Source organism: Streptomyces sp. NPDC048496 (assembly GCF_043200055.1).
Taxonomy (GTDB): Bacteria; Actinomycetota; Actinomycetes; order Streptomycetales; family Streptomycetaceae; genus Streptomyces.
Window position 1 is genome coordinate 1 of record NZ_JBICXB010000038.1, and the last position, 16,154, is coordinate 16,154.

Sequence of the window (16,154 nt, forward strand, 5' to 3'; positions counted from 1 at the left end):
CAGCCCGACGCCGTCAATTCCGCGATCTGCTGCAACGTCGCACCGACGTCCGACGTACGGGTCGTGGTCATCGACTGCACCGACACCGGCGCATCCCCACCGACCGCCACCGACCCGACCTGGATGCGCCGCGAGGGGCGGCGCATCGCGAGCGGCCGGGCCGGCAGCTCGGGGAGACCCAGAGCGACTGGTTCTCCAGCGGTCATGACGTCACCGGTTCCCGGAGACGGTTTCCCGCGCGGCGCGCAAGGATTCCTTCAGCGACCCCATCGTGGCGAGGACCGCGGTCGGCTCGTAGCCGCAGTGCGCCATGCAGTTGGCGCAGCGCGGGTCCTTGCCGCGGCCGTACTTGTCCCAGTCGGTGTCCTCGATGAGTTCCCGGTACGTCGGGACGTACCCGTCGCTCATCAGATAGCACGGTCGCTGCCAGCCGAAGAGCGAGTAGTTGGGGATCGCCCAGGCTGTACACGGGAAGTCTGCCTTGCCCTCCAGGAAGTCCAGGAAGAGCGGCGAGTGGTTCAGCCGCCAGCGGGCCCGGTTGCCGCCCGCGAAGGACTTCTTGAAGAGCTCGCGGGTCTGCTCGACGCCGAGGAAATGCTCCTGGTCGGGCGCCTTCTCGTACGCGTAGGCGGGCGAGATCATCATCTCGTCGACCTTGAGATCGTCATTGAGGTAGTTGAGGACCTCGATGACGGTCTGCGGGGTGTCGGTGTTGAAGAACGTGGAGTTCGTGGTGACCCGGAAGCCGCGACGCTTGGCCTCCTTGATCGCCGCCACCGCCTCGTCGAACACGCCTTCCTTGGCGACCGATTCGTCGTGCCGATCGCGCAGGCCGTCGATGTGCACGGCGAAGGCGAAATACGGCGAGGGGGTGAATTTCTCGATCTTCTTGCGGAGCAGCATCGCGTTGGTGCAGAGGAAGACGTACTTCCTCCGTGCCACCAGTTGCCGCACGATTTCGTCGATCTGAGGGTGCATCAGGGGTTCGCCCCCCGCGATGGAAACCATCGGGGCACCCGATTCCAGCACCGCGCCGACGGCCTGGGCCACCGGCATACGCTGCTTCAGGACTCCGGCCGGATGCTGGATCTTTCCGCAGCCCTCGCACGCCAGATTGCAGGCGAACAAAGGCTCCAGCTCGACAATCAGCGGGAACTTTTCCCGCTTGCGGAGCTTTTGTTCAATGAGGTACGTCGCAACCTTGATGGTCTGACGGAGCGGCATGGCCATCTAGCTCACCTCCTGGGGAGCAGCAAAGATCGGTGCCATTCATAGAAAGCCGGCAGGACGGCACGAAGAACACGGAAGGCTGATATTCCCCCGCGTACCGTGCCGATGCGGACGAGCTCATGCTCCGGGGCGTCCACGACCACCCGTACAGCCGCAACCGGGCGCGGCCCGGTGCGCAGGGCGGTGCGAAGAGTGGCGGCGGACTCCATGTCCACCGCGATTGCCCCGGTGGCCCGCAGGTCGGCCCGCTCATGTCCGCGTACGACATGGCCGGAACCGGTGAGCGGACCGGTGTGGACGGTGCGGCCCGGCACCGCCCTGGCGAGGGCCTCGGCGAGCAGACCCGCGCCGGTACAGGCCGTCGAGTCCCCGGTGTCCCGGGTCTCGTCGGCGACCACCAGGTCCCCGGGGTGCATGTCGGGTGCGAGCCCGGCACAGAACCCGGAGGCGATGACCGCGGAGCTGTGCGCCCGGTCCTGGGCCAGCGCGCGTTCCACGGCCGTCTCGGCGGCTTTCGGACCCATGCCCGTACGGAGCACGGTCACCGGGCCCGGGGCATCGCCGGCCTTTCCTCTGCCGCTGCGCAGGGCGAGTTGCTCGATACCGAGCGCGCAGGCGATCAGCAGAGGCACTGCGAAGCCGGACGGTCCCGGGGCATCGCCCATCAGGCCCCCTCGCGGGTGGCCGTGCGGCCGGCGAACGGGTCACCGTACACGTACCGCCCGAGCGCGGTGAGAGGGAAGACCTGGCGGTAGAGGTGGTAGTTGATGGAGAAGTCCCAGGGGAACCCGGTGCCGGTGAAGTACGGCTCGTCCCAGGATCCGTCGGCCTGCTGGTTCTCGGTCAGCCAGGCGATGCCGCGGGCCGCCGCCGTGCTGTCCCGCCGGTCGGCGGCGAGGAGGGCGAGAAGGGCCCACGCGGTCTGGGAGGCGGTGGACGAGCCGTGCCCGATCCACTTCTCCTCCCGGTACGAGCGCAGATCCTCGCCCCAGCCGCCGTCGTCGTTCTGCACGGACTCCAGCCAGCCGACCGCCCGGCGGATCGCCGGATGGACAGTGGGCAGCCCGGCAGCGACCAGGGCGGGCACCACCGACCCTGTTCCGTAGACGTAGTTGACGCCCCAGCGGCCGAACCAGGCACCGCTCGCCTCCTGTTCGGCGAGCAGCCACTCGATGCCGCGCCGGGCGGCGGGGTGGTCGGACCGCCCCTCCATGGCGAGCATCTCCACCACGTGTCCGGTGACATCGGCGGACGGCGGGTCGATGACCTCTCCGAAGTCGCAGAACGGCAGCCGATTGGGGAACGGGCTGGTGTTGTCGGCATCGAATGCGCCCCAGGCACCGTTGCGGGACTGCATGCCGAGGTTCCAACGCACCCCGCGTTCGATGGCGGCCTCGATACTGGCCGGGTTGGGGTGCCGGACCCGGCGCAGCGCGAGGACCACCTCGGCGGTGTCGTCGATGTCCGGGTAGTTGTCGTTGTGGAACTCGAACGCCCATCCGCCCGGGTCCAGTCGAGGTCGACGCACGGACCAGTCGCCGGGCCTGACGATCTCCTCGCCGAGCATCCAGTCCGCCGCTTTCACGAGCGCGGGATGGTCGGGTCTGACTCCGGCGTCGGCGAGCGCGATGGTGGCGAGGCAGGTGTCCCAGACCGGTGACTGGCAGGCCTCGATCATGCGGGCGCCGTCCTCGCGCCAGACGGCGAACCGGTTCAGCGAATCCAGACCGGCCCGCATCACCGGGTGGTCGAGGTCATAGCCGAGGAGGTGCAGGGCGATGACGGAGTACACGGCGGGCGGCTGGATGCCGCCCCAGCAGCCGTCGTTCTCCTGGCGTTCGATGATCCAGCGGGCCGCCGCGTTCATGGCGATGCGGCGCAGTCGGCGCGGGGCCACCTTGTGGTAGACGTGCAACGCCTTGTCGAGGCGCTGGAAGACGCCGTCCCAACTGGCCGCCGGAGCGGGGCGCTTGAGCGGGTTCGGGACGAGCGGGTCGGTGTGCAGTTCGTCGAGGGCGAAGGGCGCGGGCCGTACCGGCCGCTTCGCCGAGACGACGGTCAGCGGCACAATGGTCTGCCGGGCCCAGCAGCCGAAGTCGTAGATGTTGAGCGGGAGCCACTTCGGAAAGAACATCAGCTCCGGTGGGAGCTCCGGCAGGTCGTCCCACTTCCACCAGCCGAAAAGGGCCAGCCAGATGCGGGTGAAGACGCGGCTCTCCGCGATGCCGCCCTGCTCCCGGATCCATCCGGAGGCGCGGGACATGTGCGGCTCGTCCGGCCGGTCTCCGGCCAGCCGCAGCGCGACGTAGGCCTCAATGGTGGCGGAGAGGTCTCCCGGGCCGCCGTAGAAGGTGGCCCAGGTGCCGTCGACGAGCTGCTCGCCGCGGATGAAAAGTCCGGCCGCCTCGACAGTGGCCGGGTCCTGAATGCCGAGGAACTGACGGAGCAGCAGGTCCTCGGCGTCCATCGTGACGTTGGTGGCGAGGTCGCCCTTCCACCAGCCCTGGGCGTCCTGCCTGCCGAGGAGATGCTCCACCGAGCGTTCCGCGGCCCGCCGCGCGGCGGCGAGCACGTCGTCCGCGGCGGTGGTTGATTCGGTCGGTTCGCTGGCCGAGGCTGCGCGGGGGTTCACAGCCCCGGTGCTTCCGTCGGTCGTCGCTGTCATGGCTTCCCCTTCGTGCAGTTGGTCCTCTGCTGTGCTGGGGTCTCCGTCGGCCGGCGCCCGGTACGGGCACCGGCCGGCGACTGCGAGTCATATGCGGATGGTGATCATCTCTTTCGTACGACGACGAAGTCCGCGAGCGCCGTGAGCTGCGCCCGCGCGGTTTCCGGCATGGCGACAGCGTGCAGCGCCTCGATGGCGACCGCATGCTGCCGACGGGCCTCCTGGGCGGTCCACTCCCGGCCGCCCGCCTCCTCGATGAGCGCCGCCCGGGCGGCGAACTCCTCCTCGGAGAAACTGTCGAAGTCGCTGCTCTTGGCGTCCGCGGCGAGCAGTTCGCCGAGGCGCTCCGAGGCCGGTCCGCCCGCGGCGAGCGCGGCGACGACCGGCAGGGACTTCTTGCGCTGACGCAGATCGCTCCAGGTCTGCTTGCCGGTGGACTCCGGGTCGCCCCAGATACCGAGCAGATCATCGACGGCCTGGAAGGCGAGACCGAGGTGGTGGCCGTAGGCCTCCAGAGTGTCGGCGGTGCGGTCGTCGGCGCCGCCGAGCACCGCGCCGATGGACACGGCGCAGGCAAGCAGGGCACCCGTCTTGTTGCCCTCCATCTCCAGGCACTCCTCGACGGTGACCCGCTCGCGGTGCTCGTAGGAGATGTCCTGGGCCTGCCCGTCGATGAGCTTGCGACTGGCGGTGGTCAACCGGCGGGCCGCGCGGCCCGCCTCGACCGTGCCGAGCTCCAGCAGGATCTCGTTGGCCAGCGCGAAGAGCGCGTCGCCGACCAGGATCGCCTGGGCGGGGCCGTGCACCTTCCACACGGTGTCGCGGTGACGGCGCTGCTCGTCGCCGTCCATCAGGTCGTCGTGCAGCAGCGAGAAGTTGTGCACGAGTTCGACGGCGACGGCGCCGGGGATGCCGGCCTCGGCTGCGGCGCCCGCCGCCTCCGCGGACAGCAGGGCGAGCGCGGGGCGGACGGCCTTGCCGCCGTCGCCGTCGGCGGGGCGGCCCTGAGCGTCGATCCAGCCGAAGTGGTAGGCGGCGACGGTGTCCATGGGCGGTGCGAGCCGGTCAACGGCGGCCCGGAGCACCGGAGCGGACATGGCCCGTCCGCGCTCCAGAAGCGCGGTGACGTCCGCGGTGTCTGCCACGGTGTCGAAAGCCGGATTCGCCGGGGTCACTGACTCTCCTCTTGTTCCGGTGATACTGCTCATGCCGCCTCCTGCAGCGGATGTTCATGGGTGCGGCCGAGCGAGGAGAGCGCGGCGCCGGCGGCGCTGAACCCGCTGCGGACAGCGCCCTCCATCGTCGCGGGCCAGCCCGTGGCCGTCCATGCTCCGGCCAGATGGAGGCCGGGCAAACGAGTGCGGGTTCCGGGGCGCAGCCGGCCGACGCCGGGTGCGGGGGCGAAGGTTGCCGTCCGCTCCCGGGTGACGAAGAAGTCCCTGATGCCGGCTCCGCGGGCGGCGGGGAGCAGCCGCTCCAGTTCGGGCAGGTAGCGGCTGCGCAGTTCGGCGACGGGCAGGTCGATCTCGTCGTCGGCCGCGGACTGGGAGACCGCGAGGTACTGTCCGGGCCCGGTGAGCCCGGAGGCGTCCGTGCGGTCGAAGACCCACTGGACCGGGGAGCCGAGTGCGGCGAAGAACGGGCGGCGCAGCACCTTGCGGTCGTAGACGACGTGCACATTCAGGATCGGCGAGGTGCCGATGTCGAGCAGCCTGTCCGGCGCGTCGAGTGCGCCCTCGGGCAGCAGGCCGTGGGTCTCGCGCTGCGGGACGGCGAGGACGACGGTGTCCGCCTGGATCCGTTCGGCGCCCGTGTCGACGATCCAGCGTCCGTCGTCGGTACGGGAGAGGCTGTCGGCCTTGGTGCGCAGCTCGGTCCGTACACCTGCGGAGTCGAGCGCCTTGCGGGCCAGCGTGTCGTGGACCTCGCCGAGCGGCACGCTCGCCCAGCCGATGTCGGCGGCGCCGGGCCCGGAGAGAAGTCCGGTCTTGAAGACCTTCGCGGCGAGGGCCAGCGAGGAGTTCGGTGCGGTGGCGTTGAGTGTGGCGACGCCGACCAGGTCCCAGAGGGCCTCGATGGTGCGCGGGGACTGTCCGTGCCGGGCCAGCCAGCTGCCGAAGTCGATGGTGTCGAGCGCCGGGTCGTCCGGGTCGAGGCGGCCGAGTGCCAGCGCGGCGCGCCCGACGGACGCCCGTTCGGCTAGCGAGAGGTGCGGATAGCCGGCGAGGCCGGCGGCGAGGTGGAACGGGACCGGAAGCGCATTGCGGCGCAGCCGTCCGAGCCGGGGCCCCGAGGGGCGTCCGACATCGAGAACGGGCACGTCCAAACGGTTTTGCAGGGGTGCCAGACGGGCACCGTCGACCCGGTCCAGGAACCAGCGGTAGGCGGTGCAGCAGCGCAGATAGACATGCTGTCCGTTGTCGACCGTCAGTTCACCGCGGCGGAAGGAGAAGGCGAGTCCGCCGAGCCGGGGCCGTCCTTCGAGCAGGGTCACGTCAAGCCCGGTGTCGGCGAGACGGAGGGCCGCGGTGATGCCGGCGAGTCCGCCGCCGATCACGACGGCGCGGGAGGAGCGCAGGGCCTCGTCGGTCATGCGTCCCCCCTCCGTTTCCGCCGGGTCGAACCGGCTGGGCTGGTCATGTCGGTCAGGCACGTCGTTTCAGTCAGGGACGCGTCATCCCGTCGGGTGGTTGCCCGCCGAAGAGACCGATGGTCCGTGTTACGCGAGTTGTCCGCGATACGCATCAGACACGCCCCCGGGCCGTCCGGCGCGAAATGTACCGCGCGTCCAGACCCGACAGTCCACGCACCGCGACGTACGCCTTCTCGTGACCCGGCAGCGAGACCCGGCCGCGCAGCACCGCCTCGGGGTCGCGCTCGATCCGGTCGAGCAACCGCCGGTAGATACCAGCCATGGCGGCGACGCAGGCGCCGCTGCGGCGGTCCAGCATCGGCAGCAGCCGGTAGCCCTCGGCGAAGAGGGCGCGGGCGCGCCGGACCTCGAAGTGGACCAGGCCCGCGAAGTCGGAGCCCGGCGGCGGTGTGGCCCGGTGGAAACCGGCGGAACAGCCGAACTTGGCGAGGTCGTCGGACGGCAGATACGTACGCCCGTTGCCCGCGTCCTCGCGGACGTCGCGGAGGATGTTGGTGAGCTGCAGGGCGAGGCCGAGCGTGTCGGCGTACTCCGCGGCCCGGTCCGCGCCGGGCGCACCCGGTTCCGTCCCGAAGACCCCCAGGCTGAGCCGCCCGATGGCTCCGGCGACACACCGGCAGTAGACCTTGAGGTCGTCCCACGTCTCGTACGTCGCGCCGCGCACGTCCATCAGCACGCCGTCGATCAGCTCGTCGAGCCCACCGAGCGGCAGCGGAAACCGGCGTGCGGCGTCGGCGAGCGCGACAGCCACCGGGTCGGTGTCGTCCTCGTCGACCGCGCCGTCCCGGATCCGGTCCAGGAGTGTGCGGGTGCCCTCCAGCCGGGTCCGCTTGGTCTCCCGGTCCAGCTCTCCGTCGCCGATGTCGTCGACCCGGCGGGAGAAGGCGTACAACGCCGACATGGCCTGCCGCTTCTCGGCAGGCAGCAGCCTGATTCCGTACGCGAAGTTACGCGCCTGCTGTCCGGTGACGGCCTCGCAGTAACTGTATGCGGCCTGTACCGGCGCCGACATGTACGTCGTCTGTCCCTCCACGGTCCGGCTCACCCCTCTCTACGCGCTCTTCGCAAGACAACTCCCACCTCGCGCAGCAGGCTGGGCTTGGCGGGCTTGGGCGGTCCGGGCAGTACGTCGAACCCGGCGGCCGCGATCGCGGTGAGGGCGGCACGCCCCCCTCCGACAAATCCGGCGAGAAGCAGCTTGAGCCTGCCGTGGACGCTACCCACCAGGGGGGTGCCTTCATTCAGCAGGTTCCGGGCGCGTTCTGCTTCGTACGCAATCAGTGCGCGCACCGATGCGCCCCCGGAGGGGGTTGCCAGGTCAGCCTCGGTGACATGGAACCGGGCCATGTCCTCGGCCGGCAGATAGATCCGGTCGCGGCCGAGGTCCTCGGTGACGTCCTGGAGGTGCTCGACGATCTGCAGGGCGGTGCAGACGGCGTCGGAGCGGCGGATCCGCTCGGGGCTCATGGTCCCGGTGATCTGGAGGACCAGCCGGCCGACGGGATTGGCGGAGAGCTCGCAGTAGGCGAGCAGGTCCTCGTACGTCCCGTACCGCCGGACCTTCTGGTCCTGCCGGTTCGCCTCGATGAGCCCGAGGAACGGTTCGGGGGTGAGCGAGCAGCGCCGCACCGTGGGGCGCAGTGCACGGAGCAGCGGGTGGCGCGGGCCGTCGCCCGCGGGGTCGAAGACGCGGTGCAGATCGGTCTCGAAGGCGTCGAGCATCGCGAGCCGGTCGTCGGTCTGCGCCGGGTCGAGTCCGAGGTGGCGGGCGTCGGCGCCGCCGGGGGCGAGGTCGCCGTCGCCGATGTCGTCGACGAGGCGGGCGTATCCGTACACGGCCATCAGATCGTTACGCCACGCGCGCGGCAGAAAGAACGGAGCCACAGGGAAGTTCTCGTCCGCGGCCTTCTCGAGCGTGGCGGGTACGGCGGCGTCATGGCGCGCCTGCCGGGCACGAGTCACCACGGGCCGCCCGGCGCGGGGACGGCATATACACCTCGGAGCTGGAGATTTTCCGTCATTGCCGTCACATCTCCCGTTCTACACTGCTGACCCAAAACATCCCATTCCGGACACGCCGCCCGCTCTCCCGAGTGCGGTGGACCGTCTAGGGTCGGTACTCCCAGGCGGTATCGCCCCAGTTGCCACGAATCAGCACCGGTACAGCTTACGTTGTACAACGCTCAGCCATACGCCCGGGTGCAGTGCGCACTGCAACAACGCTGCCCTTCCCGCCAACCTTCCCCGTGCGCAAGGAAATTGACGTCATCCGGCGGGAGGAGATCGCCCCTGGCGTGGCACAGAACCCGGTGCACGCCCGCCGGGTGCCCACGATCCGGACATCGCAGCCGGCCTCCGCCGGAGCACTCCGGCGGAGGCCGGCTGCGATGAGTGAGAACGGCGGTGGGCCTACTTTCCGGTCTCCCGCTCGTACGCCTTGAGGACCTCGTCGGTCGGGCCGTCCATCAGCAGCTCGCCCTTTTCCAGCCAGAGCACCCGGTCGCAGGTGTCCCTGATGGACTTGTTGCTGTGGCTGACCAGGAAGACCGTGCCCGCCTCCTTGCGCAGCTCGCGGATGCGCTCCTCGGAGCGGATCTGGAACGTGCGGTCACCGGTGGCCAGTGCCTCGTCGATCATGAGAACGTCGTGGTTCTTGGCGGCGGCGATGGAGAACCGGAGCCGGGCGGCCATACCGGAGGAGTACGTCCGCATCGGGAGGGTGATGAAGTCGCCCTTCTCGTTGATGCCCGAGAAGTCGACGATCCCCTGGTAGCGCTCGCGGATCTCCTCGCGCGTCATGCCCATCGCGAGCCCACCGAGGATGACGTTCCGCTCACCGGTCAGATCGCTCATCAGCGCGGCGTTCACCCCGAGCAGCGACGGCTGGCCGTCCGTGTACACCTTGCCGCGCTCGGTCGGCAGCAGACCGGCGATGGCCCGCAGCAGGGTCGACTTGCCGGAGCCGTTGGTGCCGATGAGGCCGATGGCCTCGCCCCGGTAGGCGGTGAACGTGACACCGCGTACGGCGTGCACCTTCCGCACTCCGCGCGCCTCGCCCTTGCCGCGGCGCAGTATCCGGCTCAGCGCGGCGGTGGCGCTGCCCTTGCCTCCGCCGGCGCCGTTGACCCGGTACACGATGTGCACATCGTCGGCGATGACGGTGGGGACGCGCCCCGAAGTGTTGTCCTCAGCCACGGCCGTACCGTTCCTCTGCCTTCCAGAAGTACACGAAGCCCGCGAGGCCGATGAAGGCCGCCCAGGCGAGCCCGGCGATCCACACGTGCGGCGGCAGGTTTTCGGAGCCGTAGCCGTCGATCAGCGCGAAGCGGATCAGGTCCATGTAGATGGCCGCCGGGTTGTACTGCAGCACCCTGCCGACCCACTCCGGCTGGTCCTTGAGCATCACCGTGATGGAGAACATGACACCGGATGCGTACATCCAGGTGCGCATGATGAACGGCATCAGCTGGGCCAGGTCGGGGGTCTTGCTGCCGAGCCTGGCCATGATCAGCGCGAGACCGGTGTTGAAGACGAACTGCATGACCAGCGCGGGCACTATCAGCAGCCAAGACAGCGACGGGTAGCTGCCGAAGCCGACGGCCACGATCACCAGCACGATCATCGAGTACAGCAGCTGCTGGAGCTGCGCCAGCGAAAACGAGACGGGCAGCGAGGCACGCGGGAAATGGAGTGCGCGCACCAGTCCGAGGTTGCCGGAGATCGCCCGCACACCCGCCATCACCGAGCTCTGCGTGAAGGTGAAGACAAAGACACCGGTCACCAGGAACGGGATGAAGACCTCCTTGCTCATTCCCCTGCTGGTGCCGAGGATCAGCCCGAAGATCATGTAGTAGACGAGTGCATTGAGCAGCGGCGTGGCCACCTGCCACAGCTGGCCGAGCTTGGCCTGGCTGTACTGGGCGGTCAGCTTCGCCCGGGAGAACGCCGTGATGAAGTGGCGGCGGCCCCAGAGCTGGCGCACGTACTCGAACAGCCCGGGCCGGGCGCCGCTCACCGTCAGGCCGTACTTAGCGGCCAGCTCGGCGGCGCTCAGGCCGTCGTCGGCGGATGGCGGGGTGCTCAGCGCGACCGCACCGTCATGGGTTGTATCACTCACCAGATGAAACTCTCGTATTCAAGATGCGCAGCCAGTCGCGGTCGCGGTTCAGACGGACAGGTCCCGTAAGAAAAAAATACGCCTCATGCTCTCAGAGAAGAGCTTCTCAGATCACGGGAGGTCGGCCGAGTCTGGTCAGCCGCCATACCGTGCGCCACTTCATCGGACGGCGTGGTCCGCAGGGCTTGGTCCAGCCTTCGCGGAAGCCGCCGAACCATGCCTTCAGCGCGGGGCCCGAGGGCTTGCGGAGCAGCGTCAGCAGCAGCCAGACGCCGAGGTAGACGGGGACCAGAGGCGCGGGCAGATTGCGGCGCGCCAGCCAGACCCGGTTCCTGGCCACCATGCGGTGGTAGACCGCGTGCCGGGACGGGGCGGTGGTCGGGTGGTTGAGGACCATGTCGGCGCGGTAGTCGATCATCCAGCCGGCGTCCAGTGCCCGCCAGGCGAGATCGGTCTCCTCGTGCGCGTAGAAGAAGTCACCCGGCAGCCCGCCGACCTCGGTGAGGACCCGGGTCCGGACGGCATTGGCGCCGCCGAGGAACGTCGTCACCCGCGACGAGCGCATCGGGTCGGCGGCGCGCAGCCGCGGGACGTGGCGGCGCTGGGTGACACCGGTGTCCGGGTCGGCGATCCGGAAGCTGATGATCCCCAGCTTCGGGTCCTGCTCGAACGCCTGCCGGCACAGCTCGGCGGTGTCGGTCAGCGGCAGCAGTCCGTCGTCGTCGAGGAAGAGCAGCGCGTCAACGTCGGCGCCGGACGGGCCGAACGCCTCGATGCCGACGTTGCGGCCGCCGGGGATGCCGAGGTTCTCGGGGAGCTCGACGGTCCGTACCCCCGCGGGGACGTCCGGGACCGGGGCGCCGTTGCCGACGACCACCACCTCGATCCGGTCGCCGTCCTGCTTGGCGACCGAATCGAGGAGGGCGCGCAGTTCGTCAGGGCGGTTGCCCATCGTGATGATGACCGCGCCGAGCTTCATGGGGGTGCTCATTTCAGCCTGCTCGATGCCAGGACCGACACCAGGTGCAACAGCGTCTGTACGAGGGCGATACCGGCCAGCACGGCGACGCCGAGACGGGAGAAGAACAGGTCGCCCCTGACCGCGTCCAGGACCGCCAGGACCAGGATCAGCAGGGATGCCTCGATCCCGAGCACCAGGCGGTGGAACTTCAGCGCCGCGGCGGCCTTGCGGGCCAGCGCCAGACCGGACGAGCGCGGTTCCGACGCCGCTTCCTTGACGGGCGGCAGTCCGCCCTGGTGACGCGCGACGCCGACGAGGTCGGTCTCGGCCTTGATCAGAACAGCGCCGAGGGCGGCGAGGGTGCCGAGGAAGGCCCACAGCCAGTCGATCCGCCCGGAGCCCCACAGATCAGCCGCGCGCAGGCCGAAGCCGACCAGCACCGCGGCGTCGCAGAGGTAGGCGCCGACACGGTCCAGGTAGACGCCGCCGAGCGAGAACTGCTTCTTCCAACGGGCGATCTCGCCGTCGATGCAGTCGAGCAGCAGATAGAGCTGGACCATCACCACCCCGAGGACGGCACCCGTGATCCCGGGCACCAGCAGGGCCGGGGCGGCGAGGACGCCGCAGACCGTCATCAGGTAGGTCAGTTGGTTCGGCGTGATCTTGGTGTTCACCAGGTACCGGTCTATGTGCAGCGAGATCTCCCGCATGTACATGCGCCCGGCCCAGTGTTCACCGCTGCGCCGGTCCTTCACACCCTCCGGGTGAACGACCGGACGGAGTTCAGCTACTGATGGTCTTGGCATAGTCGGCGTACGCGTCCCTGATCTGGTCGGTGGAGAGGTTGAGGCGTTCGAGGATCGTGAAGCGTCCCGGACGTGTCTGCGGGGCGTAGTCGACGGCCTGGACGAACTCGTCGGCGGTGAAGCCGATGTCTTCGGGCAGGACCGGCAGCCCGTGCCGGCGCAGGGTGGTCACCATGAGCAGCGACTCCTCGCGCGCACCTCGCAGATACATGGCGAAGCAGGCGCCGAGGCCGACCTGCTCGCCGTGGCTGGCAGCGCGCTTGGGGTACAGCAGGTCGAAGGCGTGGTTGATCTCGTGGCAGGCGCCCGAGGCCGGCCGGGAATCCCCGGCGACCGACATGGAGATGCCGGTGAGCACCAGGCCCTCGGCCAGTACCTTCAGGAAGGTGTCGTCTCCGACCCCACCGGGGTGGCGCAGCACGGCCTCACCCGCCTGCCGGGCCATGGCGGCCGCCAGCCCGTCGATGTCCTCGCCATTGACCTCGTGGGCGAGTTCCCAGTCGGCCACGCACGAGATGTTGGAGACCGCGTCGCCGATGCCGGACCGCACATAGCGGGTGGGCGCCTCACGGATGATGTCGAGGTCGATGACGACGGCGATCGGGGTGGGGACTCCGTACGAGCCCCGTCCGTTGTCGTTGTCCAGGGTCGCGACCGGCGAACAGAGTCCGTCGTGCGAGAGGTTCGTCGCAACCGCGACCATCGGCATGCCGACGCGCGCCGCGGCGTACTTCGCCACGTCGATGATCTTGCCGCCGCCGAGGCCGACCACGGCGTCGTACCGGTTGCCCTTGATCTCGTCGGCGAGCCGCACGGCGGAGTCGATCGTGCCGTCGGCGACCTCATACCAATGGGCGCCCGGCAGTACCGGGGACAGCCGCTCGCGCAGGGCCCGGCCCGAGCCGCCGCTGATCGCGACGGCGAGCTTGCCGGAGGCGGAGATCCGCTGGTCGGCGAGGAGGCCGGCCAGATCGTCCAGGGCGCCGCGTCGGATGTCGACGACGACCGGGGACGGGATGAGCCGGGTCAGTACTGGCACGCGATCTCACGGCCCTTCGCGAGGTCGTCGTGGTTGTCGATCTCGACCCACGTCACTTCGCCGATGGGGGCCACGTCGACGGTGAAGCCGCGGTTGACGAGCTCCTGGTAGCCGTCCTCGTAGTAGAGGTCGGGGTCGCGCAGATACGTCGCCTTCAGGGCGTCGGCGAGCTCCTCGGCGGCCTCGGGCTCGATCAGGGTCACGCCGATGTACTCGCCGGTCGCCGTGACCGGGTCCATCAGCTTGGTGATCCGCTGGACGCCCTTGTCGCCGTCGGTGATGACCTTCATCTCCTCTTCGGCGAGGTTCTTCACCGTGTCGAGGGCGAGGATGATCTTCTGTCCGTTGCCGCGGGCTGCGAGGAGCGTCCTCTCCACGGAGACCGGGTGCACGGTGTCGCCGTTGGCGAGGATGACGCCCCGCTTCAGGACCTCACGGGCACACCACAGGGAGTAGGCGTTGTTCCACTCCTCGGCCTTGTCGTTGTCGACGAGGGTGAGCGTCAGGCCGTACTTCGCCTCCAGCTCGGCCTTGCGGTCGTACACGGCCTCCTTGCGGTAGCCGACGACGATCGCGGCCTCGGTGAGACCGATCTCCGCGAAGTTGGCGAGCGTCAGGTCGAGCACGGTCTTCTCGCCGTCGACCGGCACGAGGGCCTTCGGAAGCGTGTCGGTGTAGGGGCGCAGACGCCGTCCTGCACCGGCTGCGAGTACGAGGCCGATCATGCGGGTTCTCCTTCGTCGTGAACGGCAGGTGCTCCGGAGGACACCCAGAAGCGGATGGACTCGGCGAGCACCACCACGGCCACGGCCACCGCGAGAGCGGTGAGTGCCACGGTGAAACCTGAATGCTGAGTGAGTACGGCGGCGAGTACGGCCACCACCAGGGTCCGGCCCTCGTGCCCACCGATCGTTCGCACCAGCCAGCGGGGCGGCGCGCCGGTGCCCCCGCGAATGCGGTACACCGTGTCGTAGTGATGGTAGGCGACGGCCGAAATCAGTCCGAAAGCCGCAGGAAGGGCTTGGTCGACATCGCTGCGGGCGGCCAGAGCAAGGATCGCGCAGTACTCCGCCGCCCGGAATATCGGGGGCACGAGCCAGTCGAGTGCGCCCTTGAGGGGGCGGGCGACGGCGACGCCGGAGCAGACCGCGTAGAACACCGCGGCGACGATCATCTGCCGGCTGCCGAACGGCTGCAGCAGAGCGGCGCCGATCAGGGCGGCCGCACCGACGAGGGCCACCACCGGGGCGGCCCATCCGCCTCGGATACGGGGTCCCCTCGCCGCGACGAGACCGGCCAGCGGCCCGGAGTCCGCGAGGTCGGCAAGCGCCTGGGCGGCCCGGTCGGTGCGCTGCGCCTTGCGGGTCAGGGAGCGCAGCAGGCGGCCGGCCGTGGTGTAGCAGGCCGCGAAGGCGCAGCCGATGAGCAGGGCGTAGAAGACGATCCGGGGCGTGGTCACCGCGGTCAGCACCGCGATCATCGCCCAGCGCTCGCCGATCGGCAGCACTATCATCCGGCGCAGCCAGACCGTCCAGCCGACGCTGTCGAGCTTGTCGGAGAGGGCGGCCGTCGGGCTCGAATTGGCGACCGCGTCGTGGTTGGCCTCGTTGAACGAGAAGTCGACGACATGGCGGCAGGTCTGCAGCACCATCGCGCCGAGGGCGAGCGCCCATACGTCGTCGCCGTTGCGGGCCGCGCCGAGGGCGAGGCCCGCGTAGTACGCGTACTCCTTGGCCCGGTCGAACGTGGCGTCCAGCCAGGCACCCATCGTCGAGTACTGCAGCGAGTAGCGGGCGAGTTGCCCGTCGGTGCAGTCCAGGACGAAGGAGAGGAGCAGCAGCAGTCCGGCGGCGACGTACCCGCCGCGGCTGCCGGTCGCCGCGCAGCCCGCCGCGATCAGCGCGGTGAGCAGGGAGGCGGTGGTGACCTGGTTCGGGGTGAGGCCGCGGCGCGCGCACCAGCGGGCGATGTAGCGCGAGTACGGGCTGATGAAGTAAGTGGTGAAGAAGCCGTCGCGGGCCTTCACGGCGCTGCGCAGCCGTACAGCCTCGTCGTCGACCGCGGCCACAGCGGACTGCGCGGTGGCGCGGGCGGCCTGGTCGACGGGGACGGCCGCGACGAGCGAGCCGAGTTCCGGGCGCTGCACGGCGGTGCCCTCGGCCTCCAGCGCGACGGCGAGGCGGCCCGGTACGGTGCGATCGGTGACGGGCACGGTGTCCGCGGCGCCGGCCGGCCCCAGGGGGACGCCCGCACCGACGGCCGCGGTGGCGCTGCGCAGCGCGCGGGCGAGCGCCGGCCGCGCCTCCGGCTGTGCGGTGAGCGCACCGGGGACGGTGGCGACGGGGAAGCGGGGGTCGGTCAGTCCGAGCCGGAGGGCGTGGACGTGTCCGACGAAGCGGGGATCGACGAGCGCGACGCGGGCGTCGGCGGGAGCCGCGGAGAGCAGCTCGGCGGCCTCGGTGACATCAGCAGCGGCCTGCACGTCGAAGCCCAGCGACCTCAGATCGTCCGCGAGCGACGATCCGGGTACCGGTGCACCGGTGAGGATGGCGGTCGACAGACGAACTCACTCCTTGGTGCTGACAGGGCCGGCGCGCGACGGTGCGGCCCGGATGCGGGCCGGCGGCACGTCGGCAGAGGCTATCGGATGAACGGAAGCGGGAGTTCACTGCCCGTTTGTGCT

General features: G+C 69.9%; 15 protein-coding genes. All 15 read right to left on the reverse strand.

The annotated features are described in order from the left end of the window. The coding region (locus tag ACGFSA_RS26725; RefSeq protein ID WP_393308375.1) for a flavodoxin-dependent (E)-4-hydroxy-3-methylbut-2-enyl-diphosphate synthase at positions 1 to 206 on the reverse strand (206 nt) is incomplete at its 3' end. Between the two features lie 4 nt (positions 207 to 210). After that, positions 211 to 1,230 carry an adenosyl-hopene transferase HpnH gene (hpnH, locus tag ACGFSA_RS26730; RefSeq protein ID WP_393308377.1) on the reverse strand — a complete coding sequence of 340 codons (1,020 nt, stop codon included), beginning with the start codon at positions 1,228 to 1,230 and terminating at the stop codon, positions 211 to 213. Between the two features lie 5 nt (positions 1,231 to 1,235). After that, positions 1,236 to 1,895: a 1-hydroxy-2-methyl-2-butenyl 4-diphosphate reductase gene (locus ACGFSA_RS26735; protein WP_393308379.1), complete on the reverse strand. Its 660-nt coding sequence runs from the start codon at positions 1,893 to 1,895 to the stop codon at positions 1,236 to 1,238. Then, complete coding sequence (gene shc, locus ACGFSA_RS26740) at positions 1,895 to 3,895, reverse strand: squalene--hopene cyclase (protein WP_393308381.1); 2,001 nt, start codon at positions 3,893 to 3,895, stop codon at positions 1,895 to 1,897. Before shc ends, ACGFSA_RS26735 begins: the two co-directional genes overlap by 1 nt. Positions 3,896 to 3,999: 104 nt before the next feature. Beyond that, the gene (locus tag ACGFSA_RS26745; protein ID WP_393308383.1) at positions 4,000 to 5,103 is read right to left on the reverse strand and encodes a polyprenyl synthetase family protein; all 1,104 of its coding nucleotides are present in this window, start codon (positions 5,101 to 5,103) and stop codon (positions 4,000 to 4,002) included. Continuing rightward, positions 5,100 to 6,488 carry a hydroxysqualene dehydroxylase HpnE gene (hpnE, locus tag ACGFSA_RS26750; RefSeq protein WP_393308385.1) on the reverse strand — a complete coding sequence of 463 codons (1,389 nt, stop codon included), beginning with the start codon at positions 6,486 to 6,488 and terminating at the stop codon, positions 5,100 to 5,102. Before hpnE ends, ACGFSA_RS26745 begins: the two co-directional genes overlap by 4 nt. A gap of 151 nt (positions 6,489 to 6,639) precedes the next feature. Then, complete coding sequence (gene hpnD, locus ACGFSA_RS26755) at positions 6,640 to 7,560, reverse strand: presqualene diphosphate synthase HpnD (RefSeq protein ID WP_393308475.1); 921 nt, start codon at positions 7,558 to 7,560, stop codon at positions 6,640 to 6,642. 29 nt (positions 7,561 to 7,589) lie between these two features. Then, positions 7,590 to 8,510, reverse strand: a complete 921-nt coding sequence (hpnC, locus tag ACGFSA_RS26760) for a squalene synthase HpnC (protein WP_393308478.1) — start codon at positions 8,508 to 8,510, stop codon at positions 7,590 to 7,592. Positions 8,511 to 8,957: 447 nt separating this feature from the next. Next, entirely contained in the window at positions 8,958 to 9,743 is a 786-nt protein-coding gene (locus tag ACGFSA_RS26765; RefSeq protein WP_393308387.1) for an ABC transporter ATP-binding protein, read from the reverse strand. Next, the gene (locus ACGFSA_RS26770) at positions 9,736 to 10,665 is read right to left on the reverse strand and encodes an ABC transporter permease (RefSeq protein WP_393308389.1); all 930 of its coding nucleotides are present in this window, start codon (positions 10,663 to 10,665) and stop codon (positions 9,736 to 9,738) included. The genes ACGFSA_RS26765 and ACGFSA_RS26770 overlap by 8 nt, the downstream gene beginning before the upstream one ends. 106 nt (positions 10,666 to 10,771) lie before the next feature. Beyond that, positions 10,772 to 11,656: a glycosyltransferase family 2 protein gene (locus tag ACGFSA_RS26775; protein WP_393308391.1), complete on the reverse strand. Its 885-nt coding sequence runs from the start codon at positions 11,654 to 11,656 to the stop codon at positions 10,772 to 10,774. Continuing rightward, the gene (locus ACGFSA_RS26780; RefSeq protein ID WP_393308393.1) at positions 11,653 to 12,432 is read right to left on the reverse strand and encodes a CDP-alcohol phosphatidyltransferase family protein; all 780 of its coding nucleotides are present in this window, start codon (positions 12,430 to 12,432) and stop codon (positions 11,653 to 11,655) included. Before ACGFSA_RS26780 ends, ACGFSA_RS26775 begins: the two co-directional genes overlap by 4 nt. Next, positions 12,410 to 13,471, reverse strand: coding sequence for an iron-containing alcohol dehydrogenase family protein (locus tag ACGFSA_RS26785; RefSeq protein ID WP_393308395.1), 1,062 nt, complete (start codon positions 13,469 to 13,471; stop codon positions 12,410 to 12,412). Before ACGFSA_RS26785 ends, ACGFSA_RS26780 begins: the two co-directional genes overlap by 23 nt. Continuing rightward, positions 13,459 to 14,196, reverse strand: a complete 738-nt coding sequence (locus ACGFSA_RS26790; protein WP_393308397.1) for a sugar phosphate nucleotidyltransferase — start codon at positions 14,194 to 14,196, stop codon at positions 13,459 to 13,461. Before ACGFSA_RS26790 ends, ACGFSA_RS26785 begins: the two co-directional genes overlap by 13 nt. After that, positions 14,193 to 15,953 (reverse strand): DUF5941 domain-containing protein, encoded by a 1,761-nt coding sequence (locus ACGFSA_RS26795; RefSeq protein WP_393308399.1) that lies wholly within the window; start codon positions 15,951 to 15,953, stop codon positions 14,193 to 14,195. The genes ACGFSA_RS26790 and ACGFSA_RS26795 overlap by 4 nt, the downstream gene beginning before the upstream one ends. Between the last annotated feature and the right edge of the window lie 201 nt (positions 15,954 to 16,154).